The sequence below is a fragment of the Acinetobacter sp. LipI_23 genome (assembly GCF_058243045.1).
Genome location: NZ_JBZAYJ010000001.1, coordinates 3242704 through 3265943, shown reverse-complemented (window position 1 = coordinate 3265943; position 23240 = coordinate 3242704). Strand labels below are relative to the sequence as shown.

The window sequence follows — 23240 nt, the reverse complement described above, 5'->3', positions numbered from 1 at the left end:
TGAATAAAACAGTCATAAAGTTTAAGGATATCAACGTGTCAAATGCTTCAAAATTCGGCAAAGTAGCGGTGTTGCTTGGTGGTAAGTCTGCTGAGCGTGAGGTTTCTCTAGATAGTGGTGCAGCTGTACTTGAAGCATTGGTTCGTTCGGGTGTAAATGCAGAGGCTTTTGATCCGCAAGAGCGTAGTGTGACCGAATTGGTCGGTTATGACCGTGCGTTTATTGTGTTACATGGTCGCGGTGGAGAAGACGGTCAAATCCAAGGGGTCTTGGAGTGGCTCAATATCCCGTATACCGGAACAGGCGTACAGGGTTCTGCTATTGGCATGGATAAAGTTAAAACCAAGCAAGTTTGGCAGGGTTCAGACTTACCGACAGCACCCTATCGCATTATTAGCCAAGAGTCAGATTTAACTGAAGTGGTGGCGAATTTGGGTCTTCCACTGATTATCAAGCCAGTACACGAAGGTTCAAGTGTCGGCATGAGTAAAGTTGAAAAAGCAGAAGATTTGGCAGCGGCAATTGCCAAAGCGACCCAACACGATGCTGTGGTGATGGCTGAAAAATGGATTACGGGACGTGAGTTCACGATTTCATTTTTAAATGGTCAACCGCTACCTGTGATTCGTCTACAACCGCCTGCGGATGTGGCTTTTTATGATTATGAAGCGAAATATCAACGTAATGATGTGGAATACGGAATTCCGTGTGGCTTAAGCACTGAAGAGGAGCAGAAGTTGCAAGCGCTTTGCCTCCGTGCATTCCAAGCGGTGGGTGCAAGTGGTTGGGGTCGTATTGATGCGATGCAAGATGAGCAAGGCAATTTCTGGTTACTAGAAGTGAACACCGTACCTGGGATGACCAGTCACTCTTTGGTGCCGAAAGCAGCAAATGCAGTTGGTTATAGCTTTGATGCACTTTGTGTCCAAATTTTAGAGCAAACACTGACAGGTGCGGCTCACTAAATGGCGCAATTACCCGCTTCTATGCGCCGTAAACGCGCAGCGATTACTTCGATACACGATAAACCACCGACGCGTAAGGAAAAGCTTGCCAACTTCGGTGGTTGGGTGATGTTGGTCGTTGCCGTGGCGGTGCTGTTGGTTGGTATTTATGGCTTATATCAAGTCATGACGGATGCACGTGTGGCCGAACTTGATGTGGTAGGCGTACGTTCTGAGGCGGAAAAAAATCAGGTGATGGGACATGTTTCAGCAGCCATTACTCATAATTATTTTACCTCAGATTTAGAAGAAATTCGTGATCGTACTTTAGAGTTGGGTTGGGTCGATCGCGTGGTGGTTTCGCGCGCATGGCCGAATGCGATTCGCGTTCGTGTTATGCCACGGCATGCAATTGCACGTTGGGGGACAGGGCGTCTCTTAAGTGACAGCGGTGACGTATTTAGCGAAGTGACGCCGAAAAATAATCAGAATTTGCCTTTATTACACGGTCCAATCAGTCAGTCTAAAATGATGATGCGCCGTTATAATGAAATTAATCAATTATTCCAGCCAGTCAATCTGCGTTTAAAAGAACTATATTTAACGGAGCGTATGACTTGGTTTATGCAGTTCGATTCAGGTTTACGTGTTATCGTAGATCAGGATCAAACCATGAGTAAGCTGCAACGTCTGAGTTATTTGGCTCAAAGTGATTTGAAGCCAGTTTGGGCCAAAGTATCTGCCATTGATTTGCGTTATCGGAATGGCTTGGCCATCCAATGGAAGAATGCTGCCGCACCAAAGATAGCAAATGGTCATTTTGTTGTAACGATTGATGACACAAGCATTGCAGGTGGAGCAGCAGCAAAGCCATAATACTTGGCTTTAAAACAGAGGCATAAAGCCATAAATTAAACAAACATGTGATGGTAGTAGTAAATAATGAATGAAGCGGTTCCCTCAGTTGTTGCGATTGACATTGGGACGCACAAAGTTTCAGTTTTGATTGGTAAGGTACATGCGCCAGACAATATCCAAGTGATAGGAATGGCAACTGCTCGTAACCGAGGCATGAATAAAGGAAAAATTGTAAGTCTTGATAAAGTCATTACAGCGATAAAAAATGCCGTGCAAGAAGCAGAAGATATGGCTGAATGCCGTGTCCATTCCGCATGGGTCTCAATCCCAAGTGCCGAGTTAAAAAGCTTTTATGCATCAGGACGCACGCCAGTTGAAAATACTGACCATACAATTACAACAAGTGAAGTGGTTCGTGCATTAGAGTTGGCCAAAGCCAGCCACATGACCTCGGATCATTATTTGGTTAGTGCTGTTCCACTGGGCTTTGAGCTGGATGACTCCACTGAGTGGGTACAAAACCCAATACGGATGTCTGCCCACAGCATGATTGGTCATTATCAGTTGATGATGTTACCGATTAGCACCATGCAAAACCTTGATCGGGCCTTAAAAGGCGCGAACATCGGGGTGGAGAAACTGGTGGTGTCTTGTCTGGCAACGGCAGAAGCGAGCCTACTCAAAGATGAAAAAGAGTATGGTGTCTGTTTGGTTGATATTGGTGCAGGTACCACCAACATTGCGGTGTATTTAGATGGTCGTTTAGCCTTGACGCATACTTTGCAGCGTGGTGGCGAGCATGTCACCCGTGATATTGCTGCTGTGTTACAAACCACCACTGAAGAAGCTGAGCGAATTAAATTACTCTATGGGTGTGTCGACATTAAGTCGGTTAAACCGGACCATATGATTCAGATCCAAGGGATTGATGGTCCGCAAACGATTAGTCGTATTGAGCTGACTGAAATCGTGATTGCGCGTTATGAAGAAATCTTAGGCCAAGTTCGCCAAGAGCTAGAGCGTAATGGTGCGATTCATGGTTTGTATCATGGTGTGGTGTTAACTGGTGATGCCAGTCAAATCGAAGGTATGGTGACGCTGACTCGTCGTATGTTGGGTGTGTCTGCGCATTTGGGTAATCCACCTGTGCAAGTGACAGCAGATGAGCAAAATATTGCTGCACTGCGTCGCTCTCAGTATGCCACTGTCGCAGGTTTGTTGATGTTTAGTCAGAGCGAAACACAAGAAACCATAGTGGAACCAGAAGATACAGAAAAACTGTCTCTGATTAAACGCGTTGGACGTGCTTGGTCTGGACTCAATGAAAAGCTGAAATCTGTTTTTTAAGTTGAATTTTTTTGGAATATTGTTAAGAAGTTGTACAACGCATTGCTTAAACTTGACAAGCTATGGCTTGCACAGCATGCTTAAAAGCAATTTTGTTTATTAAGATCAAGGCAGTATACGGGCTTAAGTGACTGCCAATAACGAATTAGGAAATCTATAGGTCATGGCCTCATTTGAATTTTTAGAAGATGATCAAACCGATAGCAACGGTCAAGCCCGTTTTACTGTGTTTGGTGTTGGTGGCGCAGGTGGTAACGCCGTACAACACATGCTTGAGTCAGATATTCAAGGTGTAAAATTTGTATGTGCCAATACGGACAAGCAAGCGCTAGACCGTATGAATGCACAATTCAAAATCCAGTTGGGTGAGCAAAGTACCCGTGGCTTGGGTGCAGGTGCCAATCCAAATGTCGGTCAAGCAGCGGCTGAAGAAAGTCGTGACTTGATTCGTCAACACCTTGAAGGCACTGACATGGTGTTTGTCACTGCCGGCATGGGCGGTGGTACAGGTACAGGTGCTGCGCCAGTGGTTGCTGAAATTGCCAAAGAAATGGGTATTTTAACCGTAGGCGTGGTAACGACACCGTTTAACTTTGAAGGTAAGCGTCGTCTTCAGTCTGCGGAGCAAGGCATTGAAGCATTAGAAGCGCATGTAGATTCTTTAATCATCATTCCAAACCAACGTTTGTTAAAAGTTTTCCGTGACATCTCAATGAAAGATGCCTACAAAAAAGCGGATGATGTCTTATTAAATGCGGTCCGTAGTATCTTTGATTTGGTGGTACGCCCAGGTCATATTAACCTTGACTTTGCTGACTTGAAAACTGCGATGAGCACACGTGGTTATGCCATGATGGGTGCAGGTTTAGGTCGTGGTGAAAACCGTGCACGTCAAGCAGCCGAACAAGCGATCCGTAGTCCATTGCTAGATAATGTCACCATTATGAATGCCAAAGGGATTCTGATTAATGTGACGGGTGGTGATGACGTCACGTTTGGCGAAATTGAAGAAATTACTGATGTTGTGAACCAAATTGTCGATCTAGACGAAGGCCAAGTCTTCTATGGCACCGTATTTGATCCAGATGCGCGTGATGAAATCAGTGTCACTGTCATTGCAACAGGTTTAACTCGAAATTCAGCAGATTCTGCTGAGCCAGTGAAGCGTCCAAATGCACATGTGCAGGTAGCACAACATGGGCATGCAACGCAAGCGGTTGTTGAAGATGATGATGTGCCTGCAATCCAGCGTCAGAACCAAGACGTGGCTGCTGCAGCGAGTTCTGCATCGACAGTGAGTGCTGCACGTCCAACACCAATGAGTATTCAAGATTACTTGAAAAATCAACAACGTAAGTAGTATTTGTCTATGTGCTTAAGCCACATGTGATGAAGAAAAGGTAGTCTCTGACTACCTTTTTGTTTTTTATCAATGGCTAAATATGCTAACGTATAGCGGTTTAGTGGTGAGATGATATGAAACATGTTGAAACAAAGAACTCTACAACGTGTCGTTAAAGCAAGCGGCATTGGTTTGCATAGTGGTCAAAAAGTCTTAATTAACTTTGTGCCACATCATGCGGACGGAGGAATTGTGTTTCGTCGTATCGATCTCAATCCACCCGTCGACATTCGTGCAAATGCCATGTTGATTCAAGAAGCCTTCATGTGTTCAAACTTAGTTCAAGAAGATGCCAAAGTCGGTACGATTGAACATGTTATGAGTGCAATTGCAGGTCTGGGTATTGATAATTTGATCATTGAAGTGTCTGCCTCTGAAGTGCCGATTATGGATGGCAGTGCGGGTCCGTTTATTTACTTACTGATGCAAGGTGGCCTCAAAGAACTGGATGCCCCTAAAAAATTTATTAAAATACTCAAACCTGTTGAAGCTCTCATCGACGACAAACGCGCCATTTTCCGCCCGCATGAGGGTTTCCAACTCAACTTCACCATTGACTTCGATCATCCCGCTTTTAAGAAAGAATATCAGTCTGCCACTATTGATTTTTCAACCGAAACCTTTGTTTATGAAGTCAGCGAAGCCCGTACTTTTGGTTTCATGAAAGATTTGGATTATCTTAAAGCCAATAATCTCGCTTTGGGGGCAAGTTTAGACAATGCCATTGGCGTTGATGAAACCGGGGTGGTAAATGAAGAAGGTTTACGCTTCTCAGATGAGTTTGTTCGTCACAAAATATTAGATGCGGTGGGGGATCTTTACTTGCTCGGCCACCAAATTATTACCAAATTTGATGGATATAAGTCTGGGCATGCTTTGAATAATCAATTATTGCGCAATGTCCAAAGTGATCCAAGCAGCTATGAAATTGTAACATTTGATGACGAAGATCAGTGTCCAATTCCTTATGTGAGTGTGACTTAAGTCATTGTCTTTATTATGTGATGTTATATTGTAACAAGTATAAATGTGATGAATTTATCATTTTAAAAACGCAATTCTAAAGCTAGTCGCGACGAGGTTACTTTTTTTTGCTTGCCAAACGGCGCATTGCTTGGCTAAGCTTAGGGTCGCTCACAAAGTCAGCAGCACCTCGGATTAAGTCTTGAGTTTCTGTGCTTAACGATCTTGAAATAGATTGTATCTTTGCGGGTGTTTGAGAGGGGATTCTCAAACGAACTTGGAGTTTTTGTAGGTCTTTAAACTCATCAAGTTCCGACAGTTGTGCAATATATTGTTTTTGAAGGTAGCCAAGTTGACTAATCATCGCTTGATTTTCGCCGGTAATCGTCAAAATACCATATTGATAACAAACAACCTGCCACTGCTCTGGTTGCGGTAGGATAGGTTGAATCAGTTTTGTAAGTTTCTGCCATGCAGTCACTTGCTTTGAGAGAAACGTTAAGTTTCCTGTTTTTATGTGTTTTCTGGTTTGTTGAAAGAGATTCACTGGTTCGGACATACATATTTCCTTCATGTTAATGTCTTAATCTTATGCGCTTCTTTCGGTAGATATCAAGGACGAGATCACGCAAGAAACATTCGTAAGAACAGTTTTAAGAGGTTTTTTATGCATATGCGACGTATTTTGTTGGCTTTTTCTTTTGCGGCATCGGCTGCTTCAGTAGCCTTCGCTGATTTGGTAGAACTCAATACAAATAATGCATCTTCGGATCGAATTGAGCAATTGACACGCACTTTATCGGAAGGCGCTTATACCGAATCTAATGATATTGATATCCCTGCCGAAACGAAAATGTCCGTGAAACTACGTGAGAAAACAGTTGAACTCAACAACGCTTCACTGGCGAAAAAATACGGTTCGGAATCCTCTGCAAAAAGTTTTTCAAATAATCCATATTCGTGGTTAGTGACACACCCACTTCCAAGCGCACGTGTTAGCTCAAGTTACGGCGGCCGAACCATGAATGGTCGTGCTGAGCGTCACTCAGGTCTAGATCTTGCTGCGCCAAGCGGTACACAGATTTATGCGACAGGTCCAGGGATTGTGACCAAGTCACGTTGGGGTACAGGTTATGGTCAATATGTTGAAATTAACCATGGCAATGGTTACATCACGCGCTATGCTCATGCATCACGTTTAATCGCTCGTGTTGGCGACCGTGTAGACGCGGGTGAACATATTGCCAATGTCGGTTGTACAGGTCGTTGTACTGGCCCACATTTACATTATGAAGTAGTTAAAGATGGTCAACGCAAAAACCCATCGACTTATCTAGCAATGTTGCCTTAAATCCGATTTGTTCAGATGATCCGAACTTACCGTTGGTCTGATGCTTGAAAAAGGAATACAGCTCTGACGAAATCTAAGTTAGCATCAAAAAATAGCATTAAATGTATAAAAAACCGCCTAAATTGGCGGTTTTTTGTTATCTTGGGTAACGAATGGTAAATGACTATTTAGTTGCTAAATAGTATGGCTCAGCCATATTCAGCTGTAGCGATACTCTTATAGGACGAAAGTATGATACATATTAGCGTATAAGATTAGGATATCGAAATAGGTGAATTATGGCGTTTTATGGTGATACTGACGCGCAAGAAACGCAAGAGTGGCAAGATGCGTTTGACTCCGTTTTACTACACATGGGGACTGAGCGTGCAGCTTTTCTACTGGAAAAACTGTATCAACAAGCAATCGCTAAACATGTCCCTATTCAGCGATTAAATACGCCTTATTTAAATACAATTTCAGTGGCTGAAGAACCTGCAATGCCGGGCGATCAAGACATGGAGCGTCGTATCCGTGCATTGATTCGTTGGAATGCGCTAGCGATGGTACTCCGTGCCAATAAAACGGGTGATGACTTAGGTGGTCACTTGGCAAGTTTCGCCTCTTCAGCAACTTTATATGATGTCGGTTTTAACCACTTTTTCCGTGCCAATAACGACAACTTTGGCGGGGACATGATTTATTATCAAGGTCACTGTGCGCCAGGTATTTATGCGCGTTCGTTCCTTGAAGGTCGTTTGACTGAAGAGCATCTAAACAATTTCCGTCGTGAAGTGGACGGTGTTGGCTTACCTTCTTATCCGCATCCATACTTAATGCCTGATTATTGGCAGTTCCCAACGGTATCGATGGGTCTTGGCCCAATCATGTCGATTTACCAAGCACATATTCAAAAATATTTGATGAACCGTGGTTTGATTAAAGAAGAAAATCGCAAAGTTTGGGCATACCTTGGCGATGGCGAGATGGATGAGCCAGAAAGCACAGGTGCAATTTCACTTGCGGGGCGTGAAAAATTAGACAATCTCATTTGGGTTGTAAACTGTAACTTACAACGTCTAGATGGCCCAGTACGTGGTAACGGTAAAATTATTCAAGAATTAGAATCTTTATTCCGTGGTGCGGGCTGGCGTGTCATTAAAGTGGTTTGGGGCCGTCATTGGGACCCGCTACTTGCAAAAGACAAAACTGGCGCTTTAAAGTCGGTTATGGAAGAAACACTGGATGGCGAATACCAACGCTTACAAGTGAAGGGCGGTGCATATGCACGCGAAAAGTTCTTTGGTAAATACCCAGAAGCGGCTGAGTTGATTAAAGACTTAAGCGATGAAGATATTGATAATCTAAATCGTGGTGGTCATGACCCGTACAAAGTTTTTGCAGCCTATGCAGAAGCATGTACAGCCAAAGGTCAACCAACTGTAATCTTAGCGAAAACTGTTAAAGGTTATGGCTTGTCTGATGAAATTGAAGCAGTAAACAAAACGCATCAAATCAAAAAGATGCAAATCGAATCTTTAAAATATGTACGTGATCGCTTCAATTTGCCATTTAACGATGAGCAATTAGAAGAAGTGCCTTTCTATCGTCCAAGCGAAAACTCGCCTGAATTGAAATATATGAAAGCACGTCGTGAAGCACTAGGTGGTTACTTACCTGCACGTCGCAAAGAAAGTGAACAGTTGGCTATTCCAGAACTTTCTGTCTTTGATGCAGTATTAAAAGGCTCACAAGGCAAAGAACAATCAACCACCATGGTGATGGTTCGTTTAATCGCTGCATTGTTAAAAGAAAAAGCAATTAAAGACCGTGTTGTGCCAATTGTTCCAGATGAAGCACGTACTTTTGGTCTAGAAGGTATGTTCCGTCAGTTAGGTATTTATGCAGCCAATGGTCAGCATTACACGCCTGAAGACCAAGAACAGTTGATGCATTACCGTGAAGCAAAAGATGGCCATATGCTTCAAGAAGGCATTAACGAAGCAGGTGCAATGAGCGCTTGGGCGGCATTGGCAACCAGTTATTCAACCAATAACTTACCCATGATTCCAATGTACATGTACTACTCTATGTTTGGTTTCCAACGTATTGGCGACATTGCATGGGCTGCAGGTGATGCACAAGCACAAGGTTTCTTATTGGGCGCAACAGCAGGCCGTACAACGCTCAATGGCGAAGGCTTACAACACCAAGATGGTCACTCACATATTCTTGCGAACACGATTCCGAACTGTGTGTCGTATGACCCATGTTTTGGTTATGAATTAGCAGTTATTGTGCATGATGGTTTACAACGCATGTATGTGAACCAAGAGCGTATTTTCTATTACTTAACGGTAATGAACGAAAACTACGAGCATCCTGAAATGCCACAAGGTGCTGAAGAGGGCATTAAACGTGGTATGTACTTACTTCAAAAAGATGAAAAAGCCACTGTTCAGTTGATGGGTTCAGGTGTGATTCTTCGTGAAGTGATTAAAGCAGCACAAATCTTACGTGATGAATACCAAATCCATTCAAATGTATTTAGCGTAACAAGTTTCAATGAACTTGCACGTGATGGTATGGCATGTGAAGAATATAACCGCTTGCATCCAATGAGCGAGAATGTGAAAGAAGCTTGGGTGACTGAGCAACTGCGCGGTACAGAAGGTATCGTGGTTTCTGCAACAGATCATATGCGTGCTTATAGCGAACAAATTCGTGCATATCTTCCAGACAACCGTCCATTCGTAGCATTGGGTACAGATGGTTATGGTCGTTCAGATTCACGCGCTAAATTACGTAGCTACTTTGGTGTAGATGCAGCGCACATTGTTGTTGCCACACTGAAGAAATTGGCTGATGAAGGTGAAGTGGATGCACGCTTAGTGAAAGATGCCATCTCTACATTTGAATTAGATACGGACCGTCCTGTGGCTTGGGCTCCTCAAGCAACGCCATCTGTACACGCTGTAGCTGACTACAAAGAGGAGAAATAAGTATGCAAATTACAACTCCTGATATTGGTGTAGATAAAGCCGTTGTTGCTGAAATTTTGGTCAAAGTCGGCGATCGCATTGCGGTTGATGACAGTGTCGTTCTATTAGAATCAGACAAAGCATCTGTTGAAGTGCCTAGCACTTCAGCAGGCGTTGTTAAAAGCATTTTAGTAAACTTAGGTGACTCGGTCGCTGAAGGTGCAGCGCTGATTGAGCTGGAAGCCGAGGGACAAACTGAAGCGCCAGCAGTACAAGCACAGGCTGACGTTGTACAAGCTGAAGAAAAGACTGCACCCGCTACTGTTGCTGAAACAGTTGCACCCGCTGCGACTACAGCATCACAAGTGATTGATGTGCAGGTGCCAGATATTGGTGTGGAAAAAGCAACCGTTGGTGAAATTTTGGTGTCGGTTGGCGATCAAATTGACGTTGATCAAAGCATCCTTGTTGTTGAGTCAGACAAAGCGACTGTGGAAGTACCGAGTACGATTTCAGGCACAGTGGAATCAATTAGCGTTCAAGTTGGTGACAGTGTTAAAGAAGGCGTAGTGATTCTGACTGTAAAAACAGCAGCGTCAGTTGCACAAGTGACTGCTGAACCTACTCAAGTTGCAACACCTCAAGCTACTGAAACTCAGCCTGCTGAAGCGGCGCCACAAGTTGCTGCTGCGCCTGCAGGTGCAGTTGAAATTGCAGTGCCTGACTTGGGTGTGGACAAAGCGGCTGTTGCTGAAATCTTGGTGTCAGTAGGTGATACGGTTGAAAAAGACCAAAGTATCATCGTGGTTGAATCAGACAAAGCGACTGTGGAAGTACCAAGCACAACAGCGGGTGTGATTAAAGCCATTCATGTTGCATTGGGACAAAATGTCTCGGAAGGTGTGGCTTTGGTGACCATTGAAGCTGAAGGCCAAGCCCCTGCACCAGTGGCTCAAGCTGTTGCTCAGACACCAGCGAAACCTACAGCGGCTCCAGCTGCAACTACACCAGTAGTGGCATCTACTGTACAGGCTGCACCAGCAGTTCAAGGTACAGATAAGTTGACCAAAGAGCAAAATGCAGCCAATGCTAAAGTCTACGCGGGTCCTGCGGTACGTAAACTCGCGCGTGAATTGGGCGTGGTGCTGGCAGAAGTCAAAGCTTCTGGTCCACATGCACGTTTAATGAAAGATGACATTTTTGCTTATGTGAAAGGTCGTTTAACCGCACCGCAAACTGCACCTGCTGCGACGGCTGTTGCTGCTGCGGGCTTACCGAAACTGCCTGACTTTAGTGCATTTGGTGGTGTTGAAGAGAAAGTACTGACACGTCTGCAACAAGTCTCTATTCCTCAGTTGTCTTTAAACAACTATATCCCGCAAGTGACTCAGTTTGATTTGGCGGATATTACTGAACTTGAAGCTTGGCGTAATGATCTTAAAGGTAACTTTAAGAAAGATGGTATTAGCTTGACCATCATGGCTTTCATTATTAAAGCTGTTGCGCATTTACTCAAAGAAGAACGTGATTTTGCTGGTCACTTGGCTGATGATGGCAAGTCTGTACTCTTGCGTAACGAAATCCATATGGGCATTGCTGTAGCAACACCAGATGGTTTAACCGTTCCTGTATTACGTAATCCAGACCAGAAATCAATTAAAGACATTGCGGTGGAGCTCGGTGTATTGGGTCAGAAAGCACGTGATAAGAAGCTTTCGCCGAAAGACCTACAAGGTGCAAACTTCACGATTTCAAGCTTAGGTGCAATTGGTGGTACGGCATTTACACCATTGGTGAACTGGCCACAAGTCGCGATTTTGGGGATTTCTCCAGCGACGATGCAGCCGGTATGGAATGGTCAAGGTTTTGATCCGAAACTGATGTTGCCGTTGTCACTGTCTTATGATCACCGTGTGATCAATGGGGCGGATGCAGCGCGCTTTACCAATAAGCTGACCAAGCTACTGAAAGACATCCGTACTTTGCTGATCTGATGATCTATCTTTTAGCCCAGCTATTCTCTTTTCTCAAAAGAGGAAAATAGCGGCTGGAAGCACTGAAAAAATACCTCAATAAAGACCCTGCCTCGGCAGGGTCTTTTGTATTTATAGATTGCCAAAAAACATATTTTCGCCTAACATGGTGTTACTTCATTGGGGAGTAGCCGCTGTTCTTCAGAACAGGTGATGATCAACATATTTGCTCTAAAACGAGCATGGTCATCATAGCAAAGAACCAAATGAGCTTCTAAAGAGCTTTCTTTTGTTGGCAAGACCTTTGATTTACCACTCTGCAGATTTTTGGCTAGCAGGAGCGGTGAGTCATTGGTATTTGTTATGCTAGCCAGAGAAAGACATCATGTATGAATTCCTCCTCTCCACAGCCATCGTGGCTTTAGCTGAAATGGGCGATAAGACCCAACTGCTCGCATTGTTACTTGCTGCACGTTTCCGTAAACCCGTCCCAATTCTATTGGCTATTTTTCTGGCGACCATTATTAACCATGGCGTCTCTGCTGTTTTAGGTCAATGGATCACCACAGTTTTAAGTCCTGATGCGCTGATCTGGATTCTCTCGATTGGTTTCATTGCTATGGCGGGTTGGATGTTGATTCCTGATCAGTTGGATGATGAGTCAGGCAGCATTAAGAAATGGCAGAAACTAGGGGTATTTGGCGCAACGTTTGTGTTGTTCTTCCTGGCCGAAATTGGCGATAAAACCCAAATTGCGACAGTGGCTTTAGCGGCACGTTTTGACAGTATAGTTTGGGTGATGTTGGGTACGACTTTAGGGATGATGTTGGCCAATGCGCCAGCGGTCTTTATTGGCGATAAGTTGGCGACCAAGTTGCCAATTGCCTTAATTCATAAAATTGGTGCGGCCATTTTCTTGGTCATTGGTGTTGCAACACTTATCCAGCATTATTTCTTCTAATTCACCGTAGAAAATAAGAATCCCGACTTAAAAAATCGGGATTTTTTATTGAAAAATGATCTTCAATTTATTGATATATCAAATGATATTGGTCGCAAATGCATTGTAAGTTTGTGTAAATCCATATATGTTATAGGTATTAAAAAGTCTTTTAAGAAAAACAGCATTTTGAGGGGATGGGCATGGCATTTGACCGCACAACGTCACAGGTTTTATATGATGATGGCACACATAAGTGTATTAGCTTTACCAGCTTGGTCAAAGGCGAGGGTGTACAGGCAAATCAGTTTTTAATTATTGACCATGAGCGTGCTGCGGTCTTAAATCCGGGTGGTGATTTAACCTATGTACCACTGACCATGGAGTTGAATAAATATACCCGTTTGACCAATCTTGATTTTGTGATGGCCTCACACCAAGACCCCGATATTATTACCTCAATGCCGCGTTGGTTGGTCTATACCGAAGCGAAAGTGGTGGCATCTAAACTTTGGGCACGCTTTTTACCCCACTTGAACTCTGCTTTTATGAGTGAGCGAATGAAAGGTAACTGGCTGGATCGTTTAGTGGAGTTGCCTGACCACGGTCAAGTCATCACTTTGGGACAATCCTCCATTATTGCTGTGCCTGCCCATTTTCTGCATTCGGTAGGCAATTTTCAGTTTTATGACCCAATTGCCAAGATTCTATTTTCAGGCGATATGGGGGCATCGATGGTGGATGATGCCTCAAAGCCTTTGGAAAACTTTGCTGCGCATATTCCTAAAATGAAAGGGTTTCATCAACGCTATATGTGCAATAACAAAGTGATTCGTTTATGGGTCAATATGGTCCGCACCATGGATGTTGAAATGATTGTACCGCAGCATGGGACACCGTTTATTGGGCAAGAGCAGATTCATCAATTTTTAGACTGGATTGAGACTTTGGAGTGCGGTACCGACTTGATGGATGAGAGTGTTTTTACCTGTCCAACTTAAGTGACAAAATAGTCGTAAATTTTGCTTGTTTGGCAACCACAATTTTTTTAATATTTTCTTCCAAAAAAAGTTTTTGAAAATGAGAATATAAAGGATGTTGTCTCAAGTTCCAACGGAAGATGCCTGTTTAAGCTGTGGGGCATGTTGTGCCTTTTTTAGAGTCTCATTTTACTGGGCTGAAGGCATCTCCATGCCTGAACATTACACAGAGCCAGTGACGGCTGTGTATTCATGCATGGCTGGAACCAATCAAGCCAGCCCACGCTGTATTGCACTGCAAGGTACCATTGGTGAACACGTTAGTTGTGGGATGTATGAACAGCGTAGCTCTTCATGTAAAGAAGTTCAAATTGCTGATGATCAATGCAACAAAGCGCGACGTGCGCACAATATGATTCCATTTGTGCAATTGGAAGCGAGCATTCCAGTCAACGCTGAAGGTTTTGATCAAGTGTGTTAATCGGTAAAAGCAGAGTCAAGGCTCTGCTTTTTTGAGTTTTAGAACGTCAATTGAACCCATCTTAAAACAACAAATAAAAAAATAAAGGTGAAAATGAAGGTCTCAAATAAAATATAGGTTTTATCACTTTATTTTCTAAGATAAAAAAATAAATTTTCAATTGAAATGAAATTTAAGTTCATATTTGTTTATAATAGCGCACGGAAATTACCAGTGAGACTGCCATGTTGACCATCGTTCAAGACGCGTTAACTTTTGATGATGTCCTATTACTCCCTGCCTATTCTACTGTTCTCCCAAAAGATGTCTCATTAAAGACACGATTCACGCGCGGCATTAATTTAAATATCCCCCTTGTTTCAGCAGCAATGGATACGGTGACTGAATCACGTATGGCGATTGCGATGGCGCAAAACGGTGGTATTGGTATTTTGCACAAGAACATGGATATTGCTGCACAAGCTGCAGAAGTCCGTCGTGTGAAAAAATTTGAAGCAGGAATGGTGAAAGATCCAATTACTGTGACACCTGAAACCACAGTGCGCGAATTGATCTCGATTACTCAAGCCAATAACATCAGCGGTGTGCCTGTTGTGAAAGATGGCAAAGTGGTCGGTATTGTCACAGGTCGCGATACACGCTTTGAAACGAACCTTGAGCAACCTGTAAGTAACATCATGACTGGTCAAGACCGCCTTGTGACTGTTCGTGAAGGTGAGTCGAAAGAAAATATTCAAGCTTTACTGCAAAAGCACCGCATTGAAAAAGTTTTGGTTGTTGGTGAACACAACGAACTCAAAGGTTTAATTACAGTCACTGACTTCCGTAAAGCGGAAAGTTATCCAAGTAGCTGTAAAGATGATCTTGGTCGCTTACGTGTGGGCGCTGCCGTCGGTACAGGTGTAGAAACACCAAGCCGTGTAGAGGCTTTGGTTGAAGCGGGTGTAGATGCAATTGTCGTAGATACGGCGCATGGCCACTCTGCGGGTGTGATCGAGCGTGTACGTTGGGTGAAAGCGAATTACCCACAAGTCCAAGTGATTGGCGGTAACATTGCAACTGGTGATGCTGCATTGGCACTCCTTGATGCAGGCGCAGATGCGGTCAAAGTCGGTATCGGCCCAGGTTCAATTTGTACCACTCGTATTGTGGCGGGTATTGGTATGCCGCAGATTTCTGCGATTGATAGCGTGGCTAATGCACTAAAAGATCAAATTCCATTAATTGCAGATGGTGGTATTCGTTTCTCTGGCGATATGGCGAAAGCGATTGGCGCGGGTGCGAGTACGATTATGGTCGGTTCACTCCTTGCTGGGACTGAAGAAGCGCCAGGTGAAGTGGAATTCTTCCAAGGTCGTTACTATAAAGCGTATCGGGGTATGGGGTCATTGGGCGCGATGGCAGGCGCAACAGGTTCTGCGGATCGTTATTTCCAAGACTCTAAAGCAGGTGCTGAGAAACTTGTTCCTGAAGGGATCGAAGGTCGTGTGCCATACAAGGGACCAATGGGCAACATTGTGCACCAAATGATGGGCGGTTTACGTTCTTCTATGGGTTATACGGGTTCATCTGTGATTGAAGATCTTCGTCAAAATGCGAAGTTTGTGAAAATCACTTCGGCAGGTATGTCGGAGTCACATGTTCACGACGTGACGATTACCAAAGAAGCACCGAACTATCGCGTTGGCTAATTCAGCTATACCAATTGTTCAAAGTAAAAGCCGTCATTTTTATGACGGCTTTTTCGTTTTGGTGTAAAGTGTTGGCAGTAAAAAAGTGATGATTTAGATCACCATTAAGAAGTGAGTAAAATATGAGTTATTTTGGTACCGATGGTATTCGTGGTAAGTTTGGCGTTCTCCCTATTACCCCTGAATTTGCACTTAAATTAGGCTTTGCAGCAGGGAAAGTTTTAAAACGTCACAGTAAAAAAGCAAAACCTGTTGTAGTGATGGGCAAAGATCCGCGTTTATCGGGCTATATTTTAGAATCTGCACTACAGTCAGGTCTGAATGCTGCAGGTGTTTACGTGCATCTGTTGGGTCCTTTACCGACGCCTGCGATTGCCCATTTAACTCGTGCTTTACACGCAAGCTTAGGCATTGTGATTTCAGCATCACATAATCCTTATTTTGACAATGGAATCAAGTTTTTTTCCAGTGAAGGTAAGAAACTACCAGATGCGCTACAAGAAGAAATTAACCAAGAATTAGAAAAAGACCTCATCATTGATGATATTGCCAACTTGGGTAAAAGTGTCCGTGTAGATGATGCGCAAGGTCGTTATATTGAATTCTGTAAATCCACATTTCCCTATCATTATGACTTGAATGATTTAACGATTGTGATGGATTGCGCGAATGGTGCAGCGTATAGCGTGGGGCCATCGGTATTTCGTGAGCTAGGTGCTAAAGTTATTGCTATTCATAATGAACCCAATGGTTTAAACATTAACGAAGGTTGTGGTTCAACACACCCTGAAAGTTTGCAACAAGCTGTGGTTGAAAATGGTGCAGATTTGGGCATCGCTTTTGATGGGGATGCAGACCGTGTCATGTTAGTCGATAAAGCTGGCAAGCTGATTGATGGCGACCATATTCTATATATCTTGGCGACACAAAGTGCTAAAAAGCCTGCTGGAATAGTGGGCACCTTGATGTCAAACATGGCTTTGGAACTGGCTTTGGAAAAAGCGGGTGTAGCGTTATTACGTGCCAAAGTGGGGGATCGTTATGTCCTACAAGGTCTAGAAGAAAAAGGCTGGGTCATTGGCGGTGAGCCATCAGGGCATATCTTAACCTTGGACAAAAGTACCACAGGCGATGCCATTATTGCGGCTCTACAAGTGCTTACTGTGATGGTCGAGCAGAAGAAAGCGCTGCATGAATTGGTTGCTGACTTTAAGCTTCTACCGAATGTGCTGGTGAATGTACGTTTAGAGGCGATGTTTGACCCTTATGCGGTACCTGCTTTGGTGGCTGAATTTGATAAAGCAGAGCAACAACTCAAAGGTCGTGGTCGTTTGTTGATCCGTAAATCAGGCACTGAGCCTGTGATTCGTGTCATGGTGGAAGGGGATGACCTCGATGAAGTCAGCACTTTAGCCCATACATTGGCTGATGCTGTACGTGCGAATGCAGCTTAATAAGGAGTGAAAAATGAGTGATTTAATTAAAGATCTCAGCGAACTTCGTTTAAGTTATCAAAAAGGCGAGCTGCGTGAAGATCGAGTAGAAGCCCATCCACATGCCCAGTTCTTGCTTTGGTTTAATCACGCTCTAGAAGCACAACTGCACGAACCCTATGCTATGTCATTGGCGACAGCAAGTGTACAGGGTCGCCCGCATGTGCGAACGGTATTGCTACGTGGTGCAACCGAAGAAGGGTATGATTTTTATACCAATTATGACAGCCAAAAAGGCAATGATTTGGCTGAAAACCCATATGCAGAGTTACTGTTCTATTGGCAAGAGCAGGAACGTCAGATTCGAATTGGTGGTAAAGTAGTCAAAATTTCTGAAGCAGAATCGACGGACTACTATCATAAACGTCCACGAGATAGCCAAATTGCGGCACATATCAGTACACCACAAAGTGGTGTGATTGAAAGCCGTGAAGTCTTGCAACAACGTTTTGCGCAATTGCAGAACCAAGTTGAAGGTAAATCAGAACTGAATAAACCCCCCTTTTGGGGTGGCTACCGTCTCGAGCCTGACTACTATGAGTTTTGGCAAGGGCGTCCAAACCGTTTACATGACCGTTTAAGTTATGAAAAACAGCAAGATGTATGGATGCTGAAGCGTTTGATGCCATAAATGTCAGCCATTCAAATTAAGCAAAGACCCTTTATTACCTGTCCTGAATTATTTCAGGACATTCCTGCGTTTATTGCAGAAATTTTAGCCCGCCGTGGGGTGGCGTCAACGCAGGAGCTGGAGTTAAAGCTCAAGCATTTACTGGCCCCTAGTCTGAAAGGCTTAAATGAAGCGATTCAGTTGATAGATGCTGCAATTGATCAGCAACACAAAATTGTCATTGTGGGTGATTATGATGCGGATGGTGCAACCAGCACTGCTTTAATGATCTTGGCTTTGCGAGAAATGGGGGCGCAGGTAGAGTATCTGGTTCCAGATCGCTTTAAATATGGTTATGGCTTAACGCCTGCGATTGCGGATTTAGCATTTACCAGCTTTACACCTGATTTATTGATTACTGTGGATAATGGTATTTCCAGTCATGACGGCGTGAAACAAGCGCAAGATCATGGCATGCAGGTGATTATTACCGATCACCATTTGACCACCAAACCGACTCCTAGTGCCCAAGCGGTAGTGAATCCGAACCAGTTGGGGTGTGATTTTCCAAGTAAAGCCTTAGCTGGGGTGGGTGTGGCCTTTTATGTCTTGGCTAACTTATCGACCTATCGTAAAAAACTAAATAAGTCTTCGGCACTCATGAGTCAGCATTTGGATTTGGTAGCCTTGGGAACTTATGCCGATGTTGCCAGTCTTGACTATAACAATCGCATCTTGGTCGATGTTGGCCTGAAGCGCATTCAACAGCATTTATGCCGCCCTGGTATCAGTGCTCTACTGGAGATTGCAGGTCGAGAGGCTACAACTTTAAAAGTGCAAGATTTGGGGTTCGTACTGGGACCACGTATTAATGCAGCAGGTCGTATGGAAACCATGGACATCGGGATTGAGTGTCTATTGGCACAGGACTTTGCCTCTGCCTATCCATTGGCAGAACAACTGAATCAGTTGAATGTGGAACGTCGTCAGGTTGAAGCGACGATGAAACAAGAGGCCTTAATAGCCTTGGATCAAATTCAACTGGATGATACGGTCTTACCTACGGCTTTAATTATGTTCGAGCCGCATTGGCATCAAGGGGTGATTGGCATTGTTGCGGGACGCTTAAAAGAACAGTTTCATCGTCCGAGTATTGTATTTGCCGCAGATGAAGATGGGATACATATTAAAGGTTCAGCACGTTCGATTGAAGGAGTGCATATCCGCGATGCCATTGAGTGTGTTGCTGAGCAATATCCACATTTGGTCAGCCACTTTGGTGGGCATGCTGCGGCAGCGGGTTTAACCATTCAAAAAGTCCATTTTGAAGAGTTTAAGCAGGCCTTTGAAGTACTGATGGCAGCTCAGGATGAAGGTTTATTTACGGCGACTTTATGGACCGATGGTGAGTTAGCAGCAGAAAATATTCAGGTTGAAACGGTCGATCTTCTACAGCAGATTAGTCCATGGGGGCAAAAGTTTCCAGCACCTATTTTTGAAGGAAACTTTCAAATTTTAGATTTCCGCTGGTTGAAAGAAGTGCATTTAAAATTACGTATAGCTTTAGACAATGGACAGGTCGTGGATGCCATTGCTTTTAATGCGGCGGACAAATACCAGTTCAATGAGATGAACCATCAAGTTCGTTTGGTTTATGAGCTGGATAAAAATGAATTTCGTGGCAATGTCAGCGTACAACTTCGCATTTTGCATTTAGAACAACATTAAAAAAAACCGCTCTATAGAGCGGTTTTTTTTTATACATTTTAGTTGCAATTAGAAGCGGAATGTACCATTGATACCGTATGAATCAGCATCTTCAGTTGTTGTATAGTTCAAACCGACAGCAATAGTAGGCGTAAAGAATTTTTGCGCGCGAACAGCCCAAACAGTGTCAAAGTCATCGAATGTTGTATCCATAAATGAAACACCAACACTTAAGGTTGGGTCGATATATAAATCAGCACCTAAGCGGTATGCAGTTTCATCGCCAAAGTATGTTGCACCTTCAAAATTGGTAAAATGGTTACCAATTTGAGTCACATATTTAGCACGTAAGGTCACAGCTGTATCGTCTGCTACTGCGGAGATATTTGAGAATGTATCAATGAAGCCATTTTTTGAAACATACATTGGATCAAGATTTTCTTTGGCAACACCAGCCGCAATGAGTAGCCCATCGACAGGCAGGTAACCTGCTTCTAATGCATAACCTACATTATCATCTGATACTTTACCAAATTCACCTTCAACCGTTACTTCTGAGCGGTTTAGGCTACCAGAAACATAAAATTGAGAGTTTGGGATGAAAAATTCACCATTTAAGCCGACTGAGTCAATTTCTAAATCAGCACCGTCTTCATCAATACTTGAGTTTGTATAGCCTAGACCAATGTTGCTTGCTTTACTTAAAAAAGCGGCTTCTGCCAGTGGCGAATTTTTAGTATTTACCCCATTTAAGTAGTACTTGCCACCGATGCCAAAAGTATCAAGATCTTCACTATCACCATCAAAGCTTGTATTTTCGTAGTTTGCATTGATTTCTGCTTGGTAAGCGTGAGCAGTTCCGAGGCTCGCAATAAGTGCGGTAGTAAGTGCAAGTTGTTTAAGCATGTAGAAATTCTCTCTTTGTTATAAAATATGACTGTTCTATGACAGTTGTAACGAAGTGTACAAAAAAGTGGCAGGGAGTCAATCTTTATTTATAACAATGCCTTATCAGAGTGCAAAAAGCCCATTCGAAAATGGGCTTTGAGTATTCAAGGTTTTTAATTGGTTTTAGAAACGATATTTCGCAGCTAAACCGAATTTGTTGTAGTCGTTGTTGCCATCTTCACCAAAACCAACACGGCCTTCAAGGCTGACTTGCGGGGTAAAGAATTTACGTGCATTGATACCAAATTCGTTAGTATCACCATAGTCACGGTCTTTGCTGTAGTAATCTACACCTAGGCTTAAGGTTTTATCGATGAAGTAATCTGCTGCAAGATTATATTCGTCTAAATCACCAAAACCTGCGCCTGCTTCTAAGTTAATGTCTTTACCATTGCTTAAAGAAGTGACATATTTAGCGCGAAGAGTAGGATCTACGCCATCGTCATAATCGTTGTCATAGCCTTTTAGACCCGCAGCAATTAATAAACCTGGTGCTGGTAAATAACCCACTTCAGCGCCATAAACGGTCTCATCAAAATCGCCACCGCGGTCAAATTTCTTATCATCGCGACCAACATTACCACTCACATAGAAATCTGAGTTAGGTACAAAGACTTCAGCACCGACGCCATAACGATGACGTTCATTATCACCTACTTCGTCGTATTGGTATTTTGCGTTAACGTTACTTGCACGGTCTAAGAATGCTGCTTCTGCAAGTGGCGCATTACGTGTTTGAACTGGGTTGAAATAGTATGTGCCATCTACGCCAAAAGAGCCGCTTGAACTACCGTTGTCTGGATCAATTAGGCCAGCTGAAGCACCCACCTCTGCTTGGTATGCATGTGCAGTACCTGTGATCGCTAGAGCTGAAAGTAATGCTGAAGCAATTGCTAATTTTTTCATGGTATGTACCCCTCGTAAGTGGAACTGTATTTCATTAATTTTTTGTTACAACTTCAGTCTAGGGCAAAATAAAAAAGCGTCAACCAAAGGAAAGTTAATGCTCTGTATCTAAGGTTACATCGTGTAATTTTTTAAATTTAAATGATTGATAATAAATTATAAATTTATAATGTTTTGTTTTATTAAAATTGTGTAGATTCTGTGGAGTTCATAATTTTTGACGCCATTTTAACCAATTTTAACTCAAAATGTTTAGTCCGTTTGTCTGTTGAGAACACTTCTCAGGTGTGTATTTTGTGGGATGGTTCGCATTTATATGCAGCTTGATTGCGGTTGAAGAGAATGCTTTTTTGGAAACTAAACGGTTTTAAGGACTAGAAAGAAGGCGTAATTTTGTCGAATTTGAGATGAATAATCCCAGCCGTCGACTGTGATATAATCAGCGGCTATTTTTCGCTTTATATTGATTGAGAGTAATTCACGTGGAAATTAATCCGTATCTAAACCAATTAAAAGACTTAAACGACCGTGGTCTCACATTACGGGGGTATCTTTGACTACGATCTGAAAAAAGAGCGTTTAGAAGAGGTTCTCCGTGAATTAGAAGACCCAGCGATTTGGAATGATCAAAGCCGTGCACAAGCCATGGCCAAAGAAAAAGGCGAACTTGAAAACGTCTTAAATGTGTTAGATGGTTTGGCAACGCAGCTTGAAGATGCGCAAGCGATGCTTGATTTGGCAGTCGAAGCAGATGATGAAAGTCTGTTGGCTGATGTCCAAGCTGAATTGACTTCTGCAGAAGAAGAGTTAGCGAAGCTTGAATTCCGCCGTATGTTCAGTAACCCAATGGACCCAAATCCATGTTATGTGGAAATTCAAGCCGGTTCAGGTGGGACAGAAGCACAAGACTGGGCTTCAATGCTACTGCGTATGTATATGCGCTGGATTGAGCGTCATGGCTTTAAAGCTGAATTGATGGAAGAGTCGGATGGTGATGTGGCTGGGATTAAGTCAGCAACGATTCGTGTGGAAGGTGAATATGCCTATGGTTGGTTGCGTACCGAATCGGGCGTGCATCGCTTAGTACGTAAATCGCCATTTGACTCGGGTAACCGCCGTCATACCTCATTCTCTGCGGTGTTTGTCTCGCCAGAAGTCGATGACAATATTGAAATTGATATCAACCCATCTGACGTGCGTACCGATACCTACCGTGCTTCGGGGGCAGGTGGTCAGCACATTAACAAAACAGACTCTGCGGTACGTTTAACCCACGCGCCAACAGGCATTGTGGTGGCGTGTCAGAACCAACGTTCACAACATGCCAACCGTGACCATGCTTGGAAACAGTTACGTGCGAAGTTGTATGAGTTGGAAATGAGCAAACGTAACGAAGCAGCGCAAGCACTTGAAGACTCGAAGTCGGATATTGGTTGGGGCAGTCAGATTCGTTCTTATGTATTGGATGACTCGCGTATTAAAGACTTACGTACGGGTGTTGAAAACTCCAACACAGGTGCAGTACTAGATGGTGACCTTGATAAGTTTATTGAAGCAAGCTTAAAACAAGGTTTGTAATTTAAATGATGAATAAAAGCAAAGGGTTATCAGTTATTCTACAATATATCTAAAAAAATCGATATTAAAATCGAAAAAATGCGATATATTAAGTAAAACAAGCTGACA

The 23240-nt window shown here is 43.4% G+C and carries 19 protein-coding genes and 1 riboswitch; of the genes, 16 read left to right on the top strand and 3 right to left on the bottom strand.

Annotation, left to right across the window (positions count from 1 at the left end; genetic code table 11):
- Window positions 1-35: 35 nt before the first annotated feature.
- From AC4CVD_RS16120 to lpxC, 5 genes are all read left to right on the top strand, one after another.
- Entirely contained in the window at window positions 36-965 is a 930-nt protein-coding gene (locus AC4CVD_RS16120) for a D-alanine--D-alanine ligase (protein ID WP_348957904.1), read from the top strand.
- Complete coding sequence (locus tag AC4CVD_RS16115; protein ID WP_236770560.1) at window positions 966-1820, top strand: cell division protein FtsQ/DivIB; 855 nt, start codon at window positions 966-968, stop codon at window positions 1818-1820. It abuts the gene before it with no gap.
- Window positions 1821-1886: 66 nt separating this feature from the next.
- On the top strand, window positions 1887-3149 hold the full coding sequence (ftsA, locus tag AC4CVD_RS16110) for a cell division protein FtsA (protein ID WP_490753440.1): 1263 nt from the start codon (window positions 1887-1889) through the stop codon (window positions 3147-3149).
- A 163-nt stretch (window positions 3150-3312) separates the two neighbouring features.
- Window positions 3313-4509: a cell division protein FtsZ gene (gene ftsZ, locus AC4CVD_RS16105; protein WP_004691726.1), complete on the top strand. Its 1197-nt coding sequence runs from the start codon at window positions 3313-3315 to the stop codon at window positions 4507-4509.
- Window positions 4510-4632: 123 nt separating this feature from the next.
- On the top strand, window positions 4633-5535 hold the full coding sequence (lpxC, locus tag AC4CVD_RS16100; RefSeq protein ID WP_490753439.1) for a UDP-3-O-acyl-N-acetylglucosamine deacetylase: 903 nt from the start codon (window positions 4633-4635) through the stop codon (window positions 5533-5535).
- 97 nt (window positions 5536-5632) lie between these two features.
- Here the strand turns inward: lpxC and AC4CVD_RS16095 are convergent, their stop codons facing one another.
- Complete coding sequence (locus AC4CVD_RS16095) at window positions 5633-6073, bottom strand: hypothetical protein (RefSeq protein ID WP_058870506.1); 441 nt, start codon at window positions 6071-6073, stop codon at window positions 5633-5635.
- A 108-nt stretch (window positions 6074-6181) separates the two neighbouring features.
- Here AC4CVD_RS16095 and AC4CVD_RS16090 point away from each other — a divergent pair, with 108 nt between their 5' ends.
- The 10 genes from AC4CVD_RS16090 to recJ all read left to right on the top strand — a co-directional run bounded on the left by AC4CVD_RS16090 (window position 6182) and on the right by recJ (window position 19721).
- On the top strand, window positions 6182-6865 hold the full coding sequence (locus tag AC4CVD_RS16090; RefSeq protein ID WP_490753438.1) for a M23 family metallopeptidase: 684 nt from the start codon (window positions 6182-6184) through the stop codon (window positions 6863-6865).
- 278 nt (window positions 6866-7143) lie between these two features.
- Complete coding sequence (aceE, locus tag AC4CVD_RS16085) at window positions 7144-9846, top strand: pyruvate dehydrogenase (acetyl-transferring), homodimeric type (RefSeq protein WP_490753437.1); 2703 nt, start codon at window positions 7144-7146, stop codon at window positions 9844-9846.
- 2 nt (window positions 9847-9848) lie between these two features.
- Window positions 9849-11819, top strand: a complete 1971-nt coding sequence (locus tag AC4CVD_RS16080; protein WP_490753436.1) for a 2-oxo acid dehydrogenase subunit E2 — start codon at window positions 9849-9851, stop codon at window positions 11817-11819.
- Between the two features lie 139 nt (window positions 11820-11958).
- A riboswitch (yybP-ykoY riboswitch) is annotated at window positions 11959-12108 on the top strand.
- 75 nt (window positions 12109-12183) lie between these two features.
- On the top strand, window positions 12184-12759 hold the full coding sequence (locus AC4CVD_RS16075) for a TMEM165/GDT1 family protein (protein WP_490753435.1): 576 nt from the start codon (window positions 12184-12186) through the stop codon (window positions 12757-12759).
- A 182-nt stretch (window positions 12760-12941) separates the two neighbouring features.
- Entirely contained in the window at window positions 12942-13739 is a 798-nt protein-coding gene (locus tag AC4CVD_RS16070; protein WP_490753434.1) for an oxygen-binding di-iron domain-containing protein, read from the top strand.
- Window positions 13740-13833: 94 nt separating this feature from the next.
- Window positions 13834-14199, top strand: a complete 366-nt coding sequence (locus AC4CVD_RS16065; RefSeq protein WP_490753433.1) for a YkgJ family cysteine cluster protein — start codon at window positions 13834-13836, stop codon at window positions 14197-14199.
- Window positions 14200-14423: 224 nt separating this feature from the next.
- Entirely contained in the window at window positions 14424-15890 is a 1467-nt protein-coding gene (gene guaB, locus AC4CVD_RS16060; protein ID WP_004691717.1) for an IMP dehydrogenase, read from the top strand.
- Between the two features lie 122 nt (window positions 15891-16012).
- Window positions 16013-17344: a phosphoglucosamine mutase gene (glmM, locus tag AC4CVD_RS16055; protein ID WP_490753432.1), complete on the top strand. Its 1332-nt coding sequence runs from the start codon at window positions 16013-16015 to the stop codon at window positions 17342-17344.
- A 13-nt stretch (window positions 17345-17357) separates the two neighbouring features.
- On the top strand, window positions 17358-18014 hold the full coding sequence (gene pdxH / locus AC4CVD_RS16050; protein WP_259232880.1) for a pyridoxamine 5'-phosphate oxidase: 657 nt from the start codon (window positions 17358-17360) through the stop codon (window positions 18012-18014).
- Window positions 18015-19721, top strand: coding sequence for a single-stranded-DNA-specific exonuclease RecJ (recJ, locus tag AC4CVD_RS16045; RefSeq protein ID WP_490753431.1), 1707 nt, complete (start codon window positions 18015-18017; stop codon window positions 19719-19721).
- Window positions 19722-19769: 48 nt separating this feature from the next.
- Here recJ and AC4CVD_RS16040 read toward each other — a convergent pair whose 3' ends face one another.
- Complete coding sequence (locus tag AC4CVD_RS16040; RefSeq protein ID WP_490753430.1) at window positions 19770-20606, bottom strand: putative porin; 837 nt, start codon at window positions 20604-20606, stop codon at window positions 19770-19772.
- A 165-nt stretch (window positions 20607-20771) separates the two neighbouring features.
- The gene (locus AC4CVD_RS16035; protein ID WP_490753429.1) at window positions 20772-21554 is read right to left on the bottom strand and encodes a putative porin; all 783 of its coding nucleotides are present in this window, start codon (window positions 21552-21554) and stop codon (window positions 20772-20774) included.
- Between the two features lie 482 nt (window positions 21555-22036).
- Between AC4CVD_RS16035 and prfB the strand changes: the two genes are divergently transcribed.
- A protein-coding gene (gene prfB / locus AC4CVD_RS16030) for a peptide chain release factor 2 (RefSeq protein WP_100222790.1) occupies window positions 22037-23132 on the top strand; the annotation gives its coding sequence in 2 pieces (ribosomal slippage) (window positions 22037-22108 and window positions 22110-23132; 1095 coding nt in all).
- Window positions 23133-23240: the final 108 nt, after the last annotated feature.

Excerpts from the sequence above, each read along its gene's own strand:
- AC4CVD_RS16115 (WP_236770560.1), top strand. The coding sequence starts at position 966 with ATGGCGCAATTACCCGCTTCTATGCGCCGTAAACGCGCAGCGATTACT.
- ftsA (WP_490753440.1), top strand. The coding sequence starts at position 1,887 with ATGAATGAAGCGGTTCCCTCAGTTGTTGCGATTGACATTGGGACGCAC.
- ftsZ (WP_004691726.1), top strand. The coding sequence starts at position 3,313 with ATGGCCTCATTTGAATTTTTAGAAGATGATCAAACCGATAGCAACGGT.
- lpxC (WP_490753439.1), top strand. The coding sequence starts at position 4,633 with ATGTTGAAACAAAGAACTCTACAACGTGTCGTTAAAGCAAGCGGCATT.
- AC4CVD_RS16095 (WP_058870506.1), bottom strand. The coding sequence starts at position 6,073 with ATGTCCGAACCAGTGAATCTCTTTCAACAAACCAGAAAACACATAAAA.
- AC4CVD_RS16090 (WP_490753438.1), top strand. The coding sequence starts at position 6,182 with ATGCATATGCGACGTATTTTGTTGGCTTTTTCTTTTGCGGCATCGGCT.
- aceE (WP_490753437.1), top strand. The coding sequence starts at position 7,144 with ATGGCGTTTTATGGTGATACTGACGCGCAAGAAACGCAAGAGTGGCAA.
- AC4CVD_RS16080 (WP_490753436.1), top strand. The coding sequence starts at position 9,849 with ATGCAAATTACAACTCCTGATATTGGTGTAGATAAAGCCGTTGTTGCT.
- AC4CVD_RS16075 (WP_490753435.1), top strand. The coding sequence starts at position 12,184 with ATGTATGAATTCCTCCTCTCCACAGCCATCGTGGCTTTAGCTGAAATG.
- AC4CVD_RS16070 (WP_490753434.1), top strand. The coding sequence starts at position 12,942 with ATGGCATTTGACCGCACAACGTCACAGGTTTTATATGATGATGGCACA.
- AC4CVD_RS16065 (WP_490753433.1), top strand. The coding sequence starts at position 13,834 with ATGTTGTCTCAAGTTCCAACGGAAGATGCCTGTTTAAGCTGTGGGGCA.
- guaB (WP_004691717.1), top strand. The coding sequence starts at position 14,424 with ATGTTGACCATCGTTCAAGACGCGTTAACTTTTGATGATGTCCTATTA.
- glmM (WP_490753432.1), top strand. The coding sequence starts at position 16,013 with ATGAGTTATTTTGGTACCGATGGTATTCGTGGTAAGTTTGGCGTTCTC.
- pdxH (WP_259232880.1), top strand. The coding sequence starts at position 17,358 with ATGAGTGATTTAATTAAAGATCTCAGCGAACTTCGTTTAAGTTATCAA.
- recJ (WP_490753431.1), top strand. The coding sequence starts at position 18,015 with ATGTCAGCCATTCAAATTAAGCAAAGACCCTTTATTACCTGTCCTGAA.
- AC4CVD_RS16040 (WP_490753430.1), bottom strand. The coding sequence starts at position 20,606 with ATGCTTAAACAACTTGCACTTACTACCGCACTTATTGCGAGCCTCGGA.
- AC4CVD_RS16035 (WP_490753429.1), bottom strand. The coding sequence starts at position 21,554 with ATGAAAAAATTAGCAATTGCTTCAGCATTACTTTCAGCTCTAGCGATC.